Annotated in this window: 22 protein-coding genes; 7 read left to right on the forward strand and 15 right to left on the reverse strand. The window is 53.4% G+C overall.

All coding sequences use genetic code 11. The features are described from left to right. Nucleotides 1–141: 141 nt before the first annotated feature. From ACXUPB_RS00895 to ACXUPB_RS00905, 3 genes are all read right to left on the reverse strand, one after another. Nucleotides 142–573 carry a DUF29 domain-containing protein gene (locus tag ACXUPB_RS00895; protein WP_101147089.1) on the reverse strand — a complete coding sequence of 144 codons (432 nt, stop codon included), beginning with the start codon at nucleotides 571–573 and terminating at the stop codon, nucleotides 142–144. A gap of 390 nt (nucleotides 574–963) precedes the next feature. Continuing rightward, the gene (locus tag ACXUPB_RS00900) at nucleotides 964–1,266 is read right to left on the reverse strand and encodes a hypothetical protein (protein WP_472954868.1); all 303 of its coding nucleotides are present in this window, start codon (nucleotides 1,264–1,266) and stop codon (nucleotides 964–966) included. 45 nt (nucleotides 1,267–1,311) lie between these two features. Beyond that, nucleotides 1,312–2,382 carry an alpha/beta hydrolase gene (locus tag ACXUPB_RS00905; protein ID WP_472954870.1) on the reverse strand — a complete coding sequence of 357 codons (1,071 nt, stop codon included), beginning with the start codon at nucleotides 2,380–2,382 and terminating at the stop codon, nucleotides 1,312–1,314. A gap of 151 nt (nucleotides 2,383–2,533) precedes the next feature. Between ACXUPB_RS00905 and ACXUPB_RS00910 the strand changes: the two genes are divergently transcribed. Next, entirely contained in the window at nucleotides 2,534–3,562 is a 1,029-nt protein-coding gene (locus ACXUPB_RS00910; protein ID WP_472954872.1) for an acyltransferase family protein, read from the forward strand. A gap of 36 nt (nucleotides 3,563–3,598) precedes the next feature. Here the strand turns inward: ACXUPB_RS00910 and ACXUPB_RS00915 are convergent, their stop codons facing one another. Next, nucleotides 3,599–4,222 carry a hypothetical protein gene (locus ACXUPB_RS00915; RefSeq protein WP_472954874.1) on the reverse strand — a complete coding sequence of 208 codons (624 nt, stop codon included), beginning with the start codon at nucleotides 4,220–4,222 and terminating at the stop codon, nucleotides 3,599–3,601. Between the two features lie 533 nt (nucleotides 4,223–4,755). Between ACXUPB_RS00915 and glnA the strand changes: the two genes are divergently transcribed. The 4 genes from glnA to ntrC all read left to right on the forward strand — a co-directional run bounded on the left by glnA (nucleotide 4,756) and on the right by ntrC (nucleotide 9,571). Continuing rightward, nucleotides 4,756–6,162, forward strand: a complete 1,407-nt coding sequence (gene glnA / locus ACXUPB_RS00920; protein ID WP_008956934.1) for a glutamate--ammonia ligase — start codon at nucleotides 4,756–4,758, stop codon at nucleotides 6,160–6,162. Between the two features lie 157 nt (nucleotides 6,163–6,319). After that, nucleotides 6,320–6,868 (forward strand): DUF4124 domain-containing protein, encoded by a 549-nt coding sequence (locus ACXUPB_RS00925; protein WP_035564126.1) that lies wholly within the window; start codon nucleotides 6,320–6,322, stop codon nucleotides 6,866–6,868. 221 nt (nucleotides 6,869–7,089) lie between these two features. Next, nucleotides 7,090–8,151 carry a nitrogen regulation protein NR(II) gene (gene glnL / locus ACXUPB_RS00930; RefSeq protein WP_035586359.1) on the forward strand — a complete coding sequence of 354 codons (1,062 nt, stop codon included), beginning with the start codon at nucleotides 7,090–7,092 and terminating at the stop codon, nucleotides 8,149–8,151. After that, nucleotides 8,144–9,571, forward strand: coding sequence for a nitrogen regulation protein NR(I) (ntrC, locus tag ACXUPB_RS00935; protein ID WP_472954877.1), 1,428 nt, complete (start codon nucleotides 8,144–8,146; stop codon nucleotides 9,569–9,571). The genes glnL and ntrC overlap by 8 nt, the downstream gene beginning before the upstream one ends. A gap of 14 nt (nucleotides 9,572–9,585) precedes the next feature. Here the strand turns inward: ntrC and ACXUPB_RS00940 are convergent, their stop codons facing one another. From ACXUPB_RS00940 to ACXUPB_RS00960, 5 genes are all read right to left on the reverse strand, one after another. Further along, a complete protein-coding gene (locus ACXUPB_RS00940) occupies nucleotides 9,586–9,753 on the reverse strand; it encodes a DUF6435 family protein (RefSeq protein ID WP_144408617.1) in 168 nt (55 codons plus the stop codon). A gap of 86 nt (nucleotides 9,754–9,839) precedes the next feature. Next, nucleotides 9,840–10,370: a YqiA/YcfP family alpha/beta fold hydrolase gene (locus ACXUPB_RS00945; protein ID WP_035564130.1), complete on the reverse strand. Its 531-nt coding sequence runs from the start codon at nucleotides 10,368–10,370 to the stop codon at nucleotides 9,840–9,842. A gap of 5 nt (nucleotides 10,371–10,375) precedes the next feature. After that, nucleotides 10,376–10,507, reverse strand: a complete 132-nt coding sequence (locus ACXUPB_RS00950; protein WP_008956940.1) for an entericidin A/B family lipoprotein — start codon at nucleotides 10,505–10,507, stop codon at nucleotides 10,376–10,378. 1,054 nt (nucleotides 10,508–11,561) lie between these two features. Beyond that, nucleotides 11,562–12,101 (reverse strand): phosphatase PAP2 family protein, encoded by a 540-nt coding sequence (locus ACXUPB_RS00955; protein WP_176303370.1) that lies wholly within the window; start codon nucleotides 12,099–12,101, stop codon nucleotides 11,562–11,564. Continuing rightward, a complete protein-coding gene (locus ACXUPB_RS00960) occupies nucleotides 12,064–13,227 on the reverse strand; it encodes a glycosyltransferase family 4 protein (protein ID WP_176303369.1) in 1,164 nt (387 codons plus the stop codon). Before ACXUPB_RS00960 ends, ACXUPB_RS00955 begins: the two co-directional genes overlap by 38 nt. A gap of 199 nt (nucleotides 13,228–13,426) precedes the next feature. Here ACXUPB_RS00960 and ACXUPB_RS00965 point away from each other — a divergent pair, with 199 nt between their 5' ends. Both ACXUPB_RS00965 and ACXUPB_RS00970 read left to right on the forward strand, forming a co-directional pair. Continuing rightward, nucleotides 13,427–14,092, forward strand: coding sequence for an SDR family oxidoreductase (locus ACXUPB_RS00965; RefSeq protein WP_101147080.1), 666 nt, complete (start codon nucleotides 13,427–13,429; stop codon nucleotides 14,090–14,092). A 109-nt stretch (nucleotides 14,093–14,201) separates the two neighbouring features. Further along, nucleotides 14,202–14,651 carry a DUF305 domain-containing protein gene (locus ACXUPB_RS00970; RefSeq protein ID WP_035565191.1) on the forward strand — a complete coding sequence of 150 codons (450 nt, stop codon included), beginning with the start codon at nucleotides 14,202–14,204 and terminating at the stop codon, nucleotides 14,649–14,651. A 150-nt stretch (nucleotides 14,652–14,801) separates the two neighbouring features. Here ACXUPB_RS00970 and ACXUPB_RS00975 read toward each other — a convergent pair whose 3' ends face one another. The 6 genes from ACXUPB_RS00975 to ugpA all read right to left on the reverse strand — a co-directional run bounded on the left by ACXUPB_RS00975 (nucleotide 14,802) and on the right by ugpA (nucleotide 19,811). Then, nucleotides 14,802–15,173 (reverse strand): DUF1428 domain-containing protein, encoded by a 372-nt coding sequence (locus ACXUPB_RS00975; protein WP_008957045.1) that lies wholly within the window; start codon nucleotides 15,171–15,173, stop codon nucleotides 14,802–14,804. Nucleotides 15,174–15,194: 21 nt separating this feature from the next. After that, nucleotides 15,195–15,557 carry a YciI family protein gene (locus ACXUPB_RS00980; protein ID WP_336269165.1) on the reverse strand — a complete coding sequence of 121 codons (363 nt, stop codon included), beginning with the start codon at nucleotides 15,555–15,557 and terminating at the stop codon, nucleotides 15,195–15,197. 82 nt (nucleotides 15,558–15,639) lie between these two features. Further along, complete coding sequence (locus ACXUPB_RS00985; protein ID WP_472954883.1) at nucleotides 15,640–16,869, reverse strand: RNA polymerase sigma factor; 1,230 nt, start codon at nucleotides 16,867–16,869, stop codon at nucleotides 15,640–15,642. Nucleotides 16,870–16,987: 118 nt separating this feature from the next. Next, complete coding sequence (locus ACXUPB_RS00990; protein ID WP_472956647.1) at nucleotides 16,988–18,043, reverse strand: sn-glycerol-3-phosphate import ATP-binding protein UgpC; 1,056 nt, start codon at nucleotides 18,041–18,043, stop codon at nucleotides 16,988–16,990. A 2-nt stretch (nucleotides 18,044–18,045) separates the two neighbouring features. Further along, nucleotides 18,046–18,888 carry a sn-glycerol-3-phosphate ABC transporter permease UgpE gene (gene ugpE, locus ACXUPB_RS00995; RefSeq protein WP_035565202.1) on the reverse strand — a complete coding sequence of 281 codons (843 nt, stop codon included), beginning with the start codon at nucleotides 18,886–18,888 and terminating at the stop codon, nucleotides 18,046–18,048. A 38-nt stretch (nucleotides 18,889–18,926) separates the two neighbouring features. Then, nucleotides 18,927–19,811: a sn-glycerol-3-phosphate ABC transporter permease UgpA gene (ugpA, locus tag ACXUPB_RS01000; RefSeq protein ID WP_472954886.1), complete on the reverse strand. Its 885-nt coding sequence runs from the start codon at nucleotides 19,809–19,811 to the stop codon at nucleotides 18,927–18,929. Nucleotides 19,812–19,830: the final 19 nt, after the last annotated feature.

Genomic DNA, 19,830 nt, shown 5'->3' on the forward strand with positions numbered 1-19,830 from the left:
TCCAGGCAGTTTTGCTAGATTTAAGATGTGTACTGGTAGTATCGCTGTGCGGTGCTTTCGGGGTGCGCTAGCGCTCATGCCAAGCTACAAGTGACGTGCATTGGGCGAGTAAGTGGTTAGGCCTGACTGCTTTCATGCGATTTAGTGCTCGACAGGTTGAAACGTTACCGCTTCATCGAAACTGTACATACACTTTTCTGGAAAAGCGTGCAGCTCGCTATCGGTCTCAATCGCTGCTGCGCGGCGTGCATCTTCGTACGCTTCGCTCATCAGTTCAGGTAATGATGCTTTTAGGCTGGGGTTGTCGTTCAGTAAGCGATTCGTTTTGGCTTGGGCATCAATGATCGTCAACCGCCAGCTACGTGAGCGGCGTTCGGGCTGGTGATCCCATTTCAGCAGGTGCATTAACAGACGAGCCAATTGGCTGACCAGCGCGCGCCGTTCGCTTTTGCCCATGCTCTCAATCTCCTCGGCGAGGTGCTCAAGATCAAGTTGCTCCAGTTTCCCCGCCCGCAGTAGCCCAGCTTGCTCAAGGGCCCAGGCATAGGCATCGTGTTCATAATGTACGGCCATAGTGATACTCCTCTAAAACCGCTAAACCACTTTGCATTTGTTTAGTGTAAACGCAAGAAGACAACAGGCGACAATATTGAAGTGAGTATAAATTTACATGGTGGCTTCTGTTAACTGTTGCTAACGCGGAGTGTGAGGATAGTTTGCCTGCCACCTTAGGTGATTAATTTGCGCTGTAGCTCAGGCAGCTCAGAAAGATGTGGGAGTTCGAGTCTCCCCATCCGCAATAAATATGATAAGTGCCTTTGGTATTGCTGCGCGTAATCGCAAGGCCATCAATGTGGTTGCGATTACGCTACTCAAGAATGGCTGCTTGGCTATTCAAATTCACACAAAAAAGCCATCGCGTTGGATGGCCTCTGTTACTGAAATCAGGAACGCGCTAACGCGTTAATCTTCTTTCGGCGGTGTTTCCATGGCGCGTTTGTCGTCGGGTACCCGTACGATGTGGCCGACTTCGAGCTTGCTGTGGCGTTGGTGGCGGCCGCCGCTGGTGTCGATGATGGCGACAACTTCGCCAATGCTGACAGCGTCATCTTCGCGGTACGCTTCTACTTTGATACGTACCATCACGCCTTGGAAACGTGCTGAAATAATATCGCCTGGGTCGGGCGCCCTGTGGTCGGGGTCGTTTTTAAAGTATTCCGCTACGCTGGCGCTGCCGGGTTCGTCCCATTCAATATGCTGATGCATTGTGGTCTTCCTTGTCGTGTTGGATGTTGCTTCAGTGTAGTGCGTTCAACCGCTTACTTCCTCAGTGCTGGCGGTACTTTCTAAACCGCTTGGGCTTGCTGCCTCTGCTCGCGCTTCATTGGCTTGTTTTTCATTCTGCTCTTCAATCTGTTCTTCAGTTTGCGTTTCAGCTTGTTTTTCAATTCCCGCTACGCTGTTTGTTTGCCCAACGTATTGAAACAGGAAGTTGAGCGCGGCGGGTAGGCTGGCGCGCCAAACCTGCCATGTGTGGCCGCCGGGGTAAAGGTCGAGCCTTACGGCGTTGGGTTGAATGCGCTCCATGGCTTGACGGAGTAAGCGGGCGTGAAATTCTGCGTCGTAAACGTCGCTCCGCCCGGCGCTGATATACAGTGGTACGAGGGGAAGGTCGCCTTCTTCATCGGTGCCGCGGGGGGTGACACGCAGGCGGTATTCTTCTAAATGGGCGGTGTAGTTGAGGGTTTCCCAAAGCTCGCGGTCAAATTGCCCCTGGTCATTTATAAAGGCTGGGTGGCGCCAGGCGGAGGAGTTGCGCGGTGGTAGGGGGGCGTAGCTTGCGGGGCTAAGCGCCGCGACGGCGGCAAATAAATCGGGCCGTTCTAGGGCGAAGTTAAGCGCACCGTAGCCACCGGCGGAAAGCCCCGCGACGCCACGTAGGTGGCGTTCTTGCCCCACGTGATAGGTAGCTTCCACGTGGGGCATTAGGTCATTAAAAAACGCGCTACGGGCGGGTTCGTTATGGCCATCTACCCACCAGCTGCGGCTGCCGGGCATAATGAACACTGCCGAGGGGATATGCCCAGCGCGAATTAACCTGTCGGCTACCTGTTGAAGATTGCCGCGGGAAACCCAGTCGCGGTCGGTGCCAAAAGAGCCGTGCAGCATGTAAATGACGGGATAGGGCGTAGTCGACTGGGTGTCATAATTATCAGGTAAATAAACGCTATAGGGATAATCGTAACCGAGAGTGGGTGAGGAAAAATAATGATGCTCAACGTCGCTTGCCAAGCTGTGGCCGCTGAGTGTTAGCCACCCAATAAAAGTGGTGAGTAGGGTGCGAAACCGGTAGGAGAGGAAAGGTGGCTTTGGGATGAACACGTTTTCTCCAGAATTAAACTAGTTTAATAAAATCGGACAGCGCGGCGGCACTGGTTGTTCATCGTAGCTATGCAGACTCGTTATGCCGAGCAGTTACACAAAGTAGTTATGCAGGATAGCAGGTTAGGCGTATGTAGCGGCGGGAGGCCCAATGCGAAAAATTGAAGAGATCTATTGGTTGCGCGCTTACGGCTGTATAGCCGTTTTTTTGTTTCATTTATTAGATCACGTCAATCAACGCCTCGATAATGTCGCCACTGATTTAATGCGCCTGCCGCTGGTGCTGGGTACGCCAATATTTCTGTTTATATCGGTCTTTGTGTTTGCTGTTCGCTACGATAAATCCGTGCCGGAGGGGTTTCTTATTCAGCGCGTAAAGTATGTGATGGTGCCGTACTTTGTGTATGGCTTTATTTATTCCACCGCTGAATGGTTAAGCCAACAGGCGTCGGATGAGCCGGTGGGGTTCGTGGCTAATGCTATCGAGTATTACGTTTATGCGGGCTGGCATGGCTATTTTTTGATCATTGCGATGCAGTTTTACGTGGCTTATTGGCTGTTTACCCGCTGGCAGCTGTGGCGATTGAATCCGGTGCCATGGTTGTGGGGTGCCTGCGTTATCAGCATGGCGTATTGGGGGCTGGCTTATTGGTTTGATGTTGATTTGCCCGGCTACCTGCTGTGGATCGCCCCGCTGGGGTGGATCTATGTGTTTTTCCTGGCGCTGGTGCTAGTGCGCTACTACCCGCTAGCCCCAGAGGGCGTACTCGCTGAGCGGCCCACCTGGATGCAGCAATTGGCGCACCCGGCGTGGTTGGTGCTATTGGTGGCGCTAATTATAGCGGCGACGTTTGCGGATTGGCTGGCGTTTTCATCCAAAGAGGTGTGGGTGATTCCATTCTTCGTGCTGTTTACGCTTTGCGCCATGCGTTATTTGGCTGGGCGCCCGGCGCCGTTGTGGGTGCGCCACATCAATGCATATTCTTTTGGGATTTACTTGGCCCACCCCATGTTCTTTGTGCTTGCCGATCTGGTGGTTGAGCCTTTGTCGTTGCCGATTGGCGTGTATGCGCTGGTACTCATCGTCGTGGGTCTCGTCGGGTCGGTGGCCCTTAATAAATTGGCGAATACCACCACGCTGGGAGCGATGCTGTTTGGCAAGCGCTTGAAGGTTCGTTAATGGGAAAATGTTAGTGCATAAATCGAAAGGCACGGCTTACCGCTTCGATGTGTAAGCGAGACCCGGGTCGTTAGGCAGCATGGCGGATGGGTATTCATCGGCCTGGCTAAGCAAGCGGCCGCTGTACGTTTTTAGGCGAGTGGGGCAGTCATGCAAGCGCTGTAAAAAATCGTCAATCGCGCTGGCGTCATCCAGCTCAGGATCAAATCCACCTAAGCGCTCAAGCCAAGCCCGCCTGACGGCGATGTAGGGCGGTAACAGCAGCGTGCTTGCCAATAAGCGGCGCAGGATGCGTTTGGCTAATGATGGCTGAGCAAGGCCAACAATTAAGGCATCAAGGCTGTAGGTGTTCAATTGCGGGTAGAGTGAGCCCCAGAGGCTGGCAGGCAGTGGCTGTTTCTGCAGCGCAATAATTAACCACTCAGCTTGGCTGGCAAAGGCTGCTTTATTGAGGCGTGCGCCTAGTGGTAGCTTGGGGGTGATCAAGCAATGAGTGTGGTAACGCTGCTCAATCGAGCTGAGACGCGCATGGGCTTGCGTGCTCGTTACCAAAATGGGCAGCAAGTGGTCGGCTACGCCAGAATCACGTATGGATTTTAAGTGGCGTGGCAACATGTTACCCGTCACCATGGCATCAACGATAAAGCAAACCGATCCCATTTGCCGACTCCGATTGTGAGCAAATCTATCAAATTGTAATTTATTGTAGTAGCTGGCTTATTTGCGTAGCAAGTAAAAAAACTTGCGAGCCAAAAAAGAGGGCTCACTATTATTTATGCACTTTATTGGCGCATAAGGCATTATTTTTGCTCTGTATTGGTGCGTCATGCCTTTCTTAAACAGCTTCCGGACCTGTATTTAGCCGCTTTGCGTCATCAAGAGGCATCCTGATCCACTTTTTAACAGTTATAAAACAATTGGTTGCTGTTTTTCTATGCCATATTGGTGCAGAGTTGGCATGCTCTCTGCATTATATTTGCAAGCGGCTAGCGGGCCGTAGGCATAAGTCCTACGACGTGCTAAAACGATAGCCGGTTTGAAATGCTCGCTGAGCGATTTGTTCACTAATGTCAGGCAAACGTTGAGCGAACAAGAATGACAAACGTGCGGTTTAGCGCGTATTTTGTCGAACAACACATTTATCGGTAGCTTACAGTCGTTAGCTTTAAGCCACGCTCATACCGGAGGACTCTATGTCAGCCAAGACTCTCGCGCTAATTGAAGAACATGATGTTAAGTGGGTAGATCTGCGTTTCACCGACACACGCGGCAAAGAACAGCACGTTACTGTGCCTGCTCGCGATGTGAACGAAGAATTCTTTGAGAATGGCCAGATGTTTGATGGCTCTTCTATCGAAGGCTGGAAGGGCATCAACGAATCCGACATGATTCTGCGCCCGGAAGATGGCACTGGCTATCTCGACCCCTTCACCGAAGATGCGACGCTGGTGCTGCGCTGCGACATCATCGAGCCGGCCACTATGCAGGGCTACGATCGTGACCCGCGCTCCATCGCTAAGCGCGCTGAAGCTTATCTAGAGTCTACTGGCCTGGGCGACACCGCGTTTTTCGGTCCTGAGCCTGAATTCTTTATTTTTGACGAAGTACATTGGAAGTCTGACATTCAGGGCTCCATGTACAAAATCACCTCCGATGAAGGCGCCTGGGCGACCAATAGCCAAGTAGAAGGCGGCAACCTGGGTCACCGCCCGCGCGTTAAAGGCGGCTACTTCCCGGTTCCTCCGGTTGATAGCTTCCACGATATTCGTGGCGCGATGTGTAACACCCTGGAAGCGATTGGCCAGACTGTCGAGGTTCACCACCACGAAGTTGCCAACGCGGGTCAGAACGAAATCGGCGTTAAATTCAACACGCTGGTGAAGAAAGCTGACGAAGTTCAGGAAATGAAGTACGTGATCCACAATGTGGCGCACGCGTATGGCAAAACGGCGACCTTTATGCCGAAGCCGCTGGTAGGCGATAACGGTTCTGGTATGCACGTTCACCAGTCGTTCTGGAAAGGTGGTGAGAACCAGTTCGCCGGTGACGAGTACGCTGGCCTGTCTGAAATGGCGCTTTTCTACATCGGCGGCATCATCAAGCACGCTCGTGCATTGAACGCCTTCACTAACGCTTCGACTAACTCTTACAAGCGTCTGGTGCCAGGCTTTGAAGCGCCGGTAATGCTGGCCTACAGTGCCCGCAACCGTTCTGCTTCAATCCGTATTCCTTACACCGCTAGCCCGAAAGGCAAGCGCGTTGAGGCTCGCTTCCCTGATCCGACTGCCAACCCGTACCTGGCATTCTCTGCCATGTTGATGGCCGGTATCGACGGTATCAAGAACAAGATCCATCCTGGCGATGCTATGGATAAAAACCTGTACGACCTGCCGCCAGAAGAAGGCAAGTTAGTACCGACCGTAGCGCACAGCCTGGATCAAGCACTGGAAGCTCTCGACGCTGACCGTGCGTTCCTGACCGAAGGTGGCGTGTTCACCGACGAAATGATCGATGCTTACATCGAACTCAAGATGGAAGAAGTGGAGCGTATCCGTATGACGACGCACCCCATCGAGTTTGATATGTACTACAGCTGCTAATCAGCGCTTTTAGCACCTAGCTGCTACCATCACCCTAGCGGTGGTAACAGTTGATAAAGACGCAGTTGATAAAAACGCAGTTGATCAAAATAGTATCAAAACCCCGCTTCGGCGGGGTTTTGTCGTTATTGAGGTTGTGACAAGTGTGAGGAGCGGTATGGGCAAGCTAACCACGTGCGCGATCAGCTTCTTGATGGCTGCTGCACTGAGCATTGAGGCGACCATCATTTCAGGTGCCGCTTTCGGGCAGACGGTTTTCAGGGTCATTGATGAGCACGGTAACGTTACGTTTACCGATAACCCTGGCCGCGGCGGTGAGGCGTTGGAATTGGCACCGTTGCCAAGCCTACCACCTGGGTTAAGCGCGGCTACGGCCAGTGTGGCAACGCCCGCTACTGAGCGCCCACGTGGCAAGCCAGGGCAGCCTTTTATGCCTTATGACCACTTTTCGATTGCGCTGCCCCAGCAAGGCGCACGGCTGCCGGAGCGAAGCACCGCGGTGGAAGTGGCCATTGCGCCTCCGCTGCGCGATGACCACCAAGTGCGGCTGATAGTGAATGGAGAGATTAGCCAGACCGCGCTGCACAGTGATGTTTTCTGGTTAACAGGGCTTCCTGCGGGGCAGCACGAGCTTCAAGCAGAGCTATTGGATAGTAGCCAACGTTTACAGCATCGCACGCCCGCAGTGACGATTACGGTTCCTTAGACCGGGTGGTTAAAATCTCGAATGCACTAAATTGGTGCGGTTGTGGAGGCATTTGGCGCGGTGATTGCGCTAAAACGATCCATCTTCTTTTATTGCTATGCCCGCAAGCCGTGCAACTAGGCATAAATGCATAATTGGCGCGCTTTTTGCAGTTCCCTCATTGATTATCCACCTGTAGGTCTGCAACGGCGATGGAAGACGTAATTTCTCAGGACACCACCATGCATCAGCGTTTGCTTGAACATCTCACCACGGCGGTACTGCTGCTGGACGGCGAGCTGCGTGTGCGCTGGATGAACCCTGCCGCTGAAGCCTTACTAGCGGTTAGCTTAAGCCGCGTTCACGGCATCAGCCTAGATACGCTTCTGGGCGGTGTTGACAGCATCGATGAGGTATTGGCTAAAGCGCGGGATGCGTTTCATCCTTACACCCAGCGAGAAGCGCGTATTACGCCGCTGAACAGTGAGCCGCTGACGGTCGACTACACTGTAACGCCGCTATCGGACGACGAGTTACTGTTAGAAGTGGAGCCGCGGGATCGGTTAATGCAGATCTCGCGTGAAGAGGCGCTGACCACTCGCCAAGAAACCATCAAGATATTGGCCCGTGGGCTTGCTCACGAAGTGAAAAACCCGCTCGGCGGGATTCGTGGTGCTGCACAGCTGTTAGAACGGGATTTAGACGATCCGGCGCTGCGCGAATATACCCATATCATTGTGGAAGAGGTGGATCGGCTGCGCGACTTGGTCGACTCCATGCTGGGCCCTAACCGTGTGCTTAAGCATGAGCCGGTCAATATTCACCGGGTGTTGGAGCGTGTACGCGCGCTGTTAATTGCCGAGCATCCCAGCGTTGTTATTAGCCGCGATTATGACCCCAGTTTGCCCGACCTTTCCGGCGATGAATCTCAAATGATTCAAGCGGTACTCAACGTTGCACGCAACGCCGTGCAAGCCATGAGCGATGCTCAAACCCCTGAACCTACCTTAATATTGCGCACCCGCGCCCGGCGACAGTTTACCCTCGGGGCGGAACGCCACCGCTTAGTCAGTGAAGTCTCGGTGATTGATAACGGCCCAGGCATTCCCGATACGCTGCAGGAAACGCTGTTCTACCCGATGGTGTCAGGGCGCGCAGAAGGCAGTGGCCTTGGGTTATCGATCGCCCAGTCGATTTTGCACCAACATCAAGGATTGATCGAATGCGACTCACGACCCGGACATACCGAATTTCGTTTACTGATTCCATTGGTAATAATTTTACCGGAGAAGCGTCATGACTGAGGCTACACGTACAGATGTTGCGCGGGTGGTGATTGTCGATGACGACCGCGCTATCCGCTGGGTGCTGGAGCGCGCCCTGGCGCAGCCCGATCTCGACGTTGAATGTATTGAGCGTGCAGATACTGCCCTTGCACGTTTACTGGAAAGCCCTCCCGACGTGCTGGTCACCGACATTCGTATGCCAGGCATCGACGGCCTGGACTTAATGGCGAGAGTACGCGAGGCGCATCCCGATCTACCGGTGATCGTGATGACCGCCCATTCCGACCTAGACAGCGCCGTCGCTTCCTATCAGGGCGGGGCGTTTGAATACCTGCCTAAACCGTTTGACGTTGATGAAGCCCTGGCGCTGGTGCGCCGCGCGGTGGCCCACGCCCGCGAACGCCAACGACCGGTCGTCGTGCCGGAAGGCTTAAACGCTGAGATTATTGGTGAAGCGCCCGCAATGCAGGAGGTGTTTCGCGCCATTGGCCGCCTTTCTCACTCGCATATCACGGTGTTAATCAACGGGGAGTCGGGGACGGGGAAAGAGCGCGTTGCCCAGGCGCTGCATCAGCATAGCCCGCGTGCCGGTAAACCCTTTATCGCGTTGAACATGGCGGCGATTCCTCGCGACTTGATCGAATCGGAGCTGTTTGGCCATGAGAAGGGCGCTTTTACCGGGGCGGCACAGCAGCGCCAAGGGCGGTTTGAGCAGGCCAACGGCGGCACACTGTTTTTAGACGAAATAGGCGATATGCCATCGGAAACCCAAACGCGCCTGCTGCGCGTGCTGGCGGATGGTGAGTTCTATCGCGTCGGGGGGCATACGCCGGTCAAAGTGGACGTGCGTATCATCGCCGCTACGCACCAAAATCTAGAAGTGTTGGTGGATGACGGCCGCTTCCGGGAGGATTTGTTCCACCGCCTGAACGTGATTCGTATCCACCTGCCGAAACTGGCTGAAAGGCGCGAAGATATACCACGTTTAACCCGACATTTTCTGGCCGAAGCGGCGAAAGAGCTGACTACCGATATCAAGGTGCTGACCAGTGAAGCGGAAGCCCACCTAACACGCTTGCCGTGGCCCGGTAACGTGCGGCAGTTGGAAAATATCTGCCGGTGGCTGACGGTGATGGCGTCGGGGCGTGAAATCCTTGTTGAAGATTTGCCGCCGGAACTGCGCTCGCCAAGCGCTTCCGAAAGTAGCGCCCATGGCGATTGGCGTACGGCGTTTCGCGACTGGGCGGATCATGCCTTGGCCGAAGGCCATACCCATCTTTTGGAAGAGGCGGTGCCCGATTTTGAGCGGATTCTGATTGAAACCGCTTTAAAGCATACCGGTGGACGCAAAGGTGAAGCCGCTGAACTGCTTGGCTGGGGGCGTAATACACTGACCCGCAAATTAAAAACGCTGCTGCCAGCACTGGCTGACGAGTAAAGGCTAAGCAGTCGTTACTGCTCAAGGCGTTTAATCTCAGCCAATATCGCCTCAGCCTCTTCGGTAAGGGTGGCATTGGCGCGCATATCGCCGTTACGAGACGCTTCCATCGCGGCTTGCAGTTTACGCTCATAATTTTGCTGCAGTTTCTTTTTGGGGTCGCGCTTAAACATGCCAAACATAAGCAATTTCCTCACTATCTGGTTTTTGTGTACACCATTTGTATAGGTTTTGGTTGCTTGTGTCGAATGTTTGTTTTGGTCAGCGGTTATGCGTCGTTCTGAGAGTCCGCGCTGCATTGACATAGAAAGCGCTCAAAATCGACCAAAATGGTGTCGAGGCTGGCGTGTAAGCGGTGATCATCGTCCACCATTCTCAGCGACAGCCGCTGCAGGCGAGCACGTTCAATCACCGGTTCAGGGGCAACGATATCATCGCGCCAGCCGTGAACAATGTGCGTGTGGCGTGCCTGGATGGTGGGCGACGTTTCAGGGTAGGCGGCTATGCCTAACGCGGGGGCTAACAAAAAACAGCCTAATACGGGCTGCTGAGCGCTGACGGCCGCGCTTAGCCACCCGCCCAGGCTTGAACCTGCTAGTACACAGTGGGCAGGGTCATCACCGCGCTCGGCTATCACCTGTAAAAGATGCTGAAGACGTTGCTGGGGCTCTGCCATGCCTCGATAGTCCATCACCACGGGCTCACAATCATCTAGTTTTTCAGCAACGCCTTTTAGTGCCTGGATTTTAAGTGCCCCTGGGCCGCTCTCTAGGCCGTGGGATAAGTAAACAGTCATCATCACGTTTAGCTCGCTGAGCGTTGGATAGCTTCTCCACCCTGTTCGATATCCTCACCAGCACCCCGAATGGTATTGCAACCACTTACCAACAGAAGTGTGGTCATGACGAGTATGGCAAGCGCAATAGTACGTTTCATAGCGGTTTCCTCAAAGGCATGGGCGTGCGTCAAACATGGATAGAGCTATCTGGACACTTTTTAAAGCAAAGCCTTTTTATAGCAAAGTGGGAAGGTTCGTTAGCAAAAATAATCGCTGTTGCGCCGTTTCGCCATCATTTTAATGTGTTTCAGCTAGATAGATGTGTCTTGATAACGTGTGCTTATGTCGCATGTGCCAGTTCTACACATCAAAAGTGCAGGGAAATTAGCCTATTTGGAAATGTTTGTTGTTTTTAAGTTATTGTTTTTAATTATTAATATTGATTATTGGCATGGCTTGGCGCAGTCCCTGCAGCTACTGAGTAGTTGCTTAGAAGTTCAGTTGTTTAGCTCTAGCCGTTTAGATAATTGTTATTAGTAACTAAGTGAGTGGGCTGAGAGACAAAAGGAAGGCAGGACGCCGAAAGACAAACAGGAAGTTAAAGGACAATCCGCCCACTCACTGGTTGCAGCGCAAGGAGGCGCTGTTCATCAGACCAAGGAGTGGAATCGGTGCAAAACGACCATCTCGTAAAAACGGGGTGGTCTTTTTGCGTGCGTATAATATTATAAGTAGTTGATTTTTATATATTTTAAAATTTAGCGTTCTGCATCGCTTTTGTACACACAGCTCTCGTACAGATAAAACCTGTGTTTTAGTCTATCCTTTCGATGAAACCAAATGTCGCGGTTAGAAAACGTCAACGTAACGACCGCACACGAACAGGGACAAGATTATGGCGATGGCATTGATGTTATGCATGTTTGTTTTGTTCTTAGGGTTTTCGGGAGTGGGTGTGTATATGATGTTTAAGACATCTTTCATGGCCACTATGGACGAGCGCGATGACATGCCCCCCGACATTTAACCAACTGCTCTAACCATAACAATTATTTAAAAATAACTAAAATGCCCGCGTCAGCGGGCATTTTGCGTTAGTGCTTCCAACGGTCTTTGCTTCGCTCAGACACCATACGCTCGAAATAGAGCAAGCCAAATGCAAGCCAGCCCACGGTTAATAAGCGGTAAAAATAAGTCGGAAGAAAACGGCCATTACCCCATCCAATAAAGGCTGACCAAGGCAAAGGCATAGCCCAATGCAGCGCCTGCCAGTACATCACTCACATAGTGCAGCCCCAGTCCGACGCGGGAGATCGCAATCAGTAGGGATAGCGGTAGGATCACCGGTAGTAGCCAGGGGGTGTGAGCGGCTACTAATACGCTAAACATCACCGCATGCATGGTGTGGCCGCTGGGAAAACTATAACGATCACGTGCCGGTTCACAGCACAGGATGCCCTCGCTATAGGTGATAAAGGGCCGCTCACGACAGAGTCGTGTTTTTACCAGGCGATATACGGCTATGGCAAACAGCGCAATAACGCTGTACTGCATCAACCGCCACGAGCCGTTTGGTTGAAGCCAGGGCTGGGCCAGAATCAGCAGCACCCATACCGGCCAATCACCTAAGCGGCTGGCAGCTTGCAGAGTAATGCGCCAGGGGCGATACAGCGAGAGCCGCGATATGCGCTGGCATAATTGCCACTCTAGTAAATCAAGACGGTCGAATACGACAAGCGGACGCGGGCGCATGGTGAGCCTCCTGGGCTTGGTGTAAATAACGCAGAAACTGCTCTGCAATCCCTGTCCAGCTCTGCTCAAGTGCACGTAAACGCGCTACTCGACCTAGGCGCGCGTAGTCAGCGGGGTGCTGGCACAGCTCGACCGCTGCCTGCTGAAAGGCAGCGCTATTGCCAGCGGGAACGGTAATACCGTTATAGCCACTATTAATGAGTTCGGCGCTGGCAGCATGCTCATAAGCCACCACGGCTAAGCCGCTGGCCATTGCTTCTGCGACCACATTCCCCCAGGTTTCTGAAAGCGAGGGGAAAATAAACAGATCGGCACTGGCATAGTGGCGAGCCAGCGATTCCTGTCCCACGAAGCCGGTGAAATGCGCGTCCGGCAGTGCTTTTTCCAGCTGTGCCCGCGCAGGGCCGTCGCCTACGATGACCTGAGCGATATCGGGACGCACTTCACGCATGGCTTGAAGGCTTTCATGGAGCAGGGTGAGGTTTTTTTCGGCGGCTAACCGACCAACATAAAGTGCGACCGGCTGATGTTCGCCTACGCCCCAGCGCTGGCGCAATTGCGTATCACGATGAGCAGGCGAGAAGCGCTCTCCGTCTAGCCCACGTGAAAGCACATGGATGTCCCGGATCCCTTGCTGTTGAAGCGTATTAGCTTGCTGATGGGTAGGCACTAACGTTAGGTCGCAGCCATTATGAAAGTAGCGAAGGTAGCGCCGTGTGGTCGATGCCAGCCAAGTAACACCATAATCTTCGCAGTAGTGATCAAAGTTCGTGTGCCAACCCGCCACTAGAGGGATATTGAGCCGCCGTGCCGCTTGACGAGCAGCCCAGCCGAGCGGGCCTTGGGTTGCTAAGTAGATAACATCAGGGCGATGTTGGTCCCAAAAGCGTCGTAATGTGGCGGGTGTGACTAATCCCACCTGAACATCGGAATAGCCGGGTAAAGCAAGGCGCTGCACTTGCAGTTCGCTGTTCACCCCCGTTGCATGACTAGGGGTTCTTGGGCGAGGACGAATAACATCAACCGGCACTCCTTGCCGACGAAGTTCGTAGCTTAACCGGCTCAGCGTATGGGCAACGCCATTAATATCCGGTGACCATGTTTCACTGACGATGCAGAGCCGCATAAGCGATCCATCCCTTTATCACGTTTTTATGCAGTGTGGGCAGAGTGAATGACACTGCCGAGTCAAATGGATGAACAAGCGATGACAACGTGGTAAGGAATGATAACGAACGGCAATGCCATGACTGTCAGAAAGCCAATCGCGCGATTATCACCTAGGCTGGGTAGGACGCATTATAAATGGCAACAGGGAGACAAACATGAAGCCGACAGTGGTAATTACGGGAGCCAATCGCGGCGTAGGTTTAGCGTTGGCAGAGCACTATTTTGACGCTGGGTGGCAGGTTATAGGCGTTTGCCGTCAGTCGTCGGAAGAGCTCGAACGCGTGGCTAATCAAGTGATTGAGAGCATTGATGTGACCCAGCCAGATGATATCGTCCGCCTGATAACGGCGCTCGACGGGCAAGTGATCACGCTGTTAATTAACAATGCAGGCATGCTGCGTGATGAATCGCTTGGCGATATTGATCTCGACAGTATCCGAGAGCAGATGGAAATTAATGCCTATGCGCCGTTGCGGGTGGTCGAGGCGCTGCTCCCCAACCTTGCCGAAGGCAGCAAAATCGCCAATATCACTAGTCGAATGGGCTCAATTGCTGATAACGACTCCGGTGGGCGCTATGGTTATCGAGCCTCTAAAGCAGCGCTGAATGCGTTTGGTAAATCGCTGGCAGTAGATCTGAAGCCCAAAGGTATTGCGGTAGCCCAGCTTCACCCAGGCTATGTGCAAACACGCATGGTCAATTTTGGTGGATTAATAAGCCCGCAAGAAGCTGCTTTAGGGATTGCTGCCCGTATTGAAGCACTGACACTAGATAACAGTGGTGGGTTTTGGCATAGCAATGGGGAGCTTCTTTCCTGGTGATCGTTGCGGGACATGAAAAGCATCCTTTGGTTGCACCGTTGTCATTCGCCAGGATAGCGAATCGGTATCTACACTCGTAACTCCGATAATTGGTTCAAGGAGGAATGCGATGAAAATGTATTTACGTTTCGGCGCTATGATCGTGACGGCGACCGTGATCATGTTGGGGTTGATGTACCTGAACACTTACCAGCTAGACCATGTCACTTTCAGTGAAACTCGTACTTACATGGCTATTGTCATGGGGGCCACGATGGCAGTGGTCATGCTGGGTTTCATGCTTGATATGTACTCCAAAAAGGGCGTGAACCTGGCTATTTTGGTGGGCAGCATCGTGGTCTTTGCCGGGGCGCTGTGGCTGGTGCGTAGCCAGCAGACGGTGGATGATGTTTCCTATATGAAGGCGATGATTCCGCATCACTCTATTGCCATTCTGACCAGTGAGCGTGCTCAGATAACCGATCCCCGCGTACGTGAACTCGCCGACTCAATTATCGAGACCCAGCGGGAAGAGATCGCAGAAATGAAAGCATTAATAGCGGATCTTGAGGATGAGTAATAACGTTTAGTGAAACCGCTACTGGTGGGTAGGTTGGCACAAGATTATCGAAATTCAGTTGGCGGGTAGTCGGTCGGACATTGGCTTGGAAGGCGCCATGGCGGCGGTTCACGCATAGCGCTTCCAACTTTTATGTCGGCCGGTGCCCTGTCACTCCTCATCAATGATACTTTTAAAACCACCGAAAATGAGTCGCTTGCCATCAAACGGCATTGGATTAACATCCATCTGCAAGCGCGGGTCTTGCATGACCTTGGCCATTCCTTCATCACGGACGGCCCGCGATGGCCACTCTATCCAGGAAAAGATGATGCTTTCGTCATCCTTGCGTTTGACCGCCATGGAAAAGGAGGTCACTTCCCCTTCGGGAACATCGTCTCCCCAGCACTCCACGATCCGCAGTGCGCCGTGCTCCTTGAATACAACGGCCGCGGCACGGGCATGCTCAATAAACGCATCTTTATTAGCGCTGGGTACGGCAGCGACGAAACCATCTACATAAGGGTGTGTAAGCTTGCTCATGGCTGTTCTCCTATTACTGTTTTATTGTGCTTTAGGGGAGAGTTCTCGAACGGGGCGTACCTCAATGCTGCCCAGCCGGGCTGGTGGGATGCGGCTAGCCAGCTGCAGCGCCTCATTCAAGTCGTGGGCTTCGAGCAGGTAGAAGCCGGCCAACTGCTCCTTGGTTTCCGCAAAGGGACCATCGGAGATTAACGTCTCGCCATCGCGTACACGCACGGTGGTAGCGGTTTCTACTGGCTGTAACGCTTGTCCGGCTAGGTAGTGGCCGTTGGTGCTCAAGCGCTCTACCCCGGCGATACACTCATGATTGAGGTCTTGCCATGCCTGTTCGCTCATGGCGTTGATAATCTGCTCTTGGTAATACACCAGCGCAACGTACTTCATGGGGAGTCTCCTGGTTGGTCAGGGTAGTGACTCTCTTTAGTCGTTTGGCATCGTCTTGAATCGACATAGCCTAAGCATTTTTTTATGGGGAATTTTCGAGCTCTGCCAATCGCCTGTTCAAAAACCGTTTTTCTGGCTCCAGAGTGGCCAATAGTAACGCTTGCTGATAGGCGTTACGTGCGGCCTCATACTGGCCCTGGCGACGCAGCAAATCCGCTTTCGCAGCATGAAACAAATGATAGCGGGATATTTGCGGATGCTGAGCGATGTCGTCGAGTAACTGCAGGCCGGTCGCGGGAGCACCGTTCATGGCAATGGCCACCGCACGGTTCAATGCCAGAATCGGCGATGGAAAGCGTCGGCATAGGGCATCATAGAGCCTCACGATACGCCCCCAATCAGTGCGTTCAGCGATGCTAGCCTGGGCGTGTTCAGCGGCAATCGAAGCCTGAAGCGTATAGTAGCCAGCGGGGGTGAGTGCCAGTGCCTGTTCAAGCCACTTAATGCCGGTGTGGATGTCACGTTGGTGCCAGAGTCGCCTATCCTGAGCATCAAGGGTGATCAGCTCACCGGCGCTATTTTGACGGGCATCGCGCCGAGCATCGTTGAGCAGCATCAATGCCATCAGCCCAAACACTTCGCCGTGGGGCAGTAGCCTTGCCAATTCATTACCCAGTCGCATGGCTTCACGGGTCAAACTGATGTCCACCACGCTGGTGCCGGTGCTGCGGGAGTAGCCTTCATTGAAAACCAAATAGATAACCTGGAGCACATCGGGAAGGCGCTCGGGCAGCTCTTCTTGAGAAGGCACAATATAGGGGATATGCGCATCGCGAATCTTGCGCTTGGCACGCACAATACGCTGAGCCAGCGTGGTAGGTTTCATCAACAGCGCGCTGGCCACCTGCTCGGTGGTCAAACCGCACATTTCACGTAGGGTAAGGGCAATCCGTGCTTCCATGCTGAGGCTTGGATGACAGCAGGTGAACAGCAGCCGCAACGCGTCATCTTCAATAGTGGCGGGCTCAAGATCCAGCGCCTCTTCGTCAGGTAACAACAAGTGGGCTCTGCGGCGTGCGGTACTGCGCTGACGAATTTGATTTATCCCGCAGTGATAACCGGTACGGATTAACCATGCCTTAGGGTTATCGGGTTCACCGTGAATAGGCCACTGGTGAACAGCCGCGACAAACGCATCCTGCATGGCCTCTTCGGCTAGTTCGAAATCTCCCAGCAGGCGAATCAGGGTCGCCTGAACGCGCCGGGAGTGATCACGGTAAAGGGAGTCAAGGCATGAAGCTTCAGTACTCATGGAGGAACGCCCGTACGCTACTCGGATAAAGGGTAAACTGAGCAAAAACGAGTGATACTCGTTATCTCAAACGTAGCGCATGATGTCTCCGTTGACTTACTTTTTTCGTTAGCTGCTGTCACTCCCCCGTGCGTTTACCCGTGGCGCTGTTGAAAGGATGCAGCGCTTCACGGGTCACATAAAATTGTAAGGTTTCGCCTTCAGCGACCGGCGGCTGGCCTGACACGCGAATCACCGTGGGTTGGTCGCTGTCGGCAAGCCGCACGTAAAGGTGGCTTTCGGCACCGGCAGCTTCAAATAGCTCAAGGGTTGATTCCACGATTAAATGCGGGTCAGCAGGCGGGGCTAAGTGCATATCATCCGGGCGAATGCCGACAATATCGGTACCTTCAGGCAGGTTATCCAACAGGCCGTTAGCGCCCCGCGCATGTAAGTACTCAACCGGCAGCATGTTCATGGCGGGGGAGCCGATAAACCCTGCCACGAACATAGTGGCGGGGCGGGAATAGATCTCCATGGGTGTGCCCACTTGCTCAATCTGACCGGCGTTTAGTACCACTAAGCGATCGCCCAGGGTCATGGCTTCCAACTGATCGTGGGTCACATAGAGGCTGGTGGTTTTCAGTCGTCGCTGTAGTTGCTTGATCTCCACGCGCATCTGCACACGCAGTTTGGCATCCAGGTTGGAAAGCGGCTCATCAAGCAGGAAAGCCGCAGGCTCGCGCACCAGGGCGCGGCCCATGGCCACCCGCTGGCGCTGACCGCCTGAGAGCTTGCGCGGTTTGCGATCCAGAAAATCCTCTATCTCCAGCATCTTGGCGGCGACCTGAACGCGCTTATCAATTTCGTCTTTTTTGAAGCCGCGGTTTTTCAGACCATAGGCGAGGTTGTTGTACACCGTCATATGCGGGTAGAGCGCATAGTTCTGAAACACCATGGCGATATCGCGCTCGGCGGGTTCGAGCTTATTCACCACCCGGTCGCCGATTCTTAGCGTGCCTTCCGTGATGGTTTCCAACCCCGCCACCATGCGTAGCAGAGTAGATTTTCCGCAGCCGGAAGGACCTACCAGCACTACGAATTCACCATCTTCAATGTGCAGGTCGATGCCTTTCACTGCGTTCACGTTGCCTGCGTAGGTTTTCTTTAGCCCTTCCAAGGTAATGCTGGCCATGCTTATTTCTCCGTCTCGGTCAGGCCCTTCACAAATAGGCGTTGCATAAACAGAATCACTAATACCGGCGGCAGCGCTGCCATCACCACTGCGGCCATCACCAGGTGCCATTGCGGGTTCTCTTCCGAGGTCATTCGCTGGATGCCCATCACGATGGTGGTGTAGTCGGGGTCGGTGGTTATCAGCAGCGGCCACAAATACTGGTTCCAGCCGTAAATAAACATGATCACAAACAGCGCGGCGATGTTGGTCACGGAGAGCGGCATTAAGATGTCTTTAAAGAATTTGAACGGCCCGGCTCCGTCCACCCGGGCGGCTTCGAGCATCTCTTCGGGAATGGTCATAAAGAACTGTCGGAACAGAAAGGTCGCGGTGGCTGAGGCAATCAATGGTATCGACAGCCCGGCAAAGCTATTGAGCATATTAAGGTCCGCGACCACCTGAAAGGTGGGGATAATGCGCACCTCAACCGGCAACATCAGGGTGACGAAGATCAGCCAGAAGAAGAACATCCGAAAACGGAAACGGAAGTAGACAATCGCAAAGGCGGAAAGTAGCGAAATGGACAGCTTTCCCACGGTGATGGCCATGGCCATCACAAAGCTGTTCCAAAGCATCAGCGCGGCAGGCGGGGAGTTCGCTGACGATATGCCCGATTGCCACATCTGGGTATAGTTTTCGATTCCATGGCTGCCGGGCAGCAGCGGTAGGGTGCCACGCATTAACTCACCCGGCGCCTGGGTCGAGGCCACCAGGGCGATATAAACCGGAAAGACCACCAGCGCGACGCCGATGATTAACACGGTATGGGCGAAAAAATTGGCCCATGGGCGATTTTCAACCATGACAACACTCCAACGAGGCCGATTTAATAGTACGTTTGTTAATAGTTCACGCGCCGCTCAATAAAGCGGAACTGAATCACAGTGAGCACCACTACAATCACCATGAGAATCACCGACTGAGCTGCGGAAGAACCCAAATTGAGGCCTACAAAGCCATCGGCGTAGACCTTGTACACCAAGATATTGGTCGACTGAGCCGGTCCGCCTTGGGTAGTGGCGTGGATAATGCCGAAGGTGTCGAACATGGCGTATACCACGTTAACCACCATCAAGAAGAAGGTCGTGGGCGAAAGCAGTGGGAAAATGATCGTCCAGAATCGCTTGATAGGGCTGGCGCCATCAATTGAGGCTGCCTCAATGAGCGATTGCGGAATAGACTGTAGACCCGCCAAAAAGAACAGAAAGTTGTAAGAGATCTGCTTCCAGGCTGCGGCAAGAATGACCAGCAGCATGGCGTCGCTCCCCGAGTTTCGGTGGTTCCACTGGTAACCGACCATTTCCAGCATATAGGGCACGATGCCGATGGAAGGGTTGAAGATAAACCACCACAAAACACCGGCAATCGCAGGCGCAATAGCGTAGGGCCAAACGAGGAGCGTGGTGTAGGTGCTGCGTGAACGAATCATCCGGTTCACAGTGCTACCCAGCAGTAGCGCCACCGACATTGATACCAGCGTGGTGCCAACAGCGAATATGGCGGTCACCGACATCGAGTTGAGGTAGCTACCGTCGCGAAATAGACGGACAAAGTTTTCCAGGCCCACAAACGTAGAGCGCAGCCCAAAAGCGTCTTCACGCAGTAGCGATTGGTACAGCGCCTGGCCCGCCGGCCAGATAAAAAAGATCAGCGTCACAATCACCTGGGGCGCCAATAGCGCAAAAGGCATCCATCGCCCCGGAAACGTCATGCGTTTAGTTTGCATGGGCAGCTCTTCAACCTAT

Source organism: Vreelandella sp. DA03-1M (assembly GCF_055725665.1).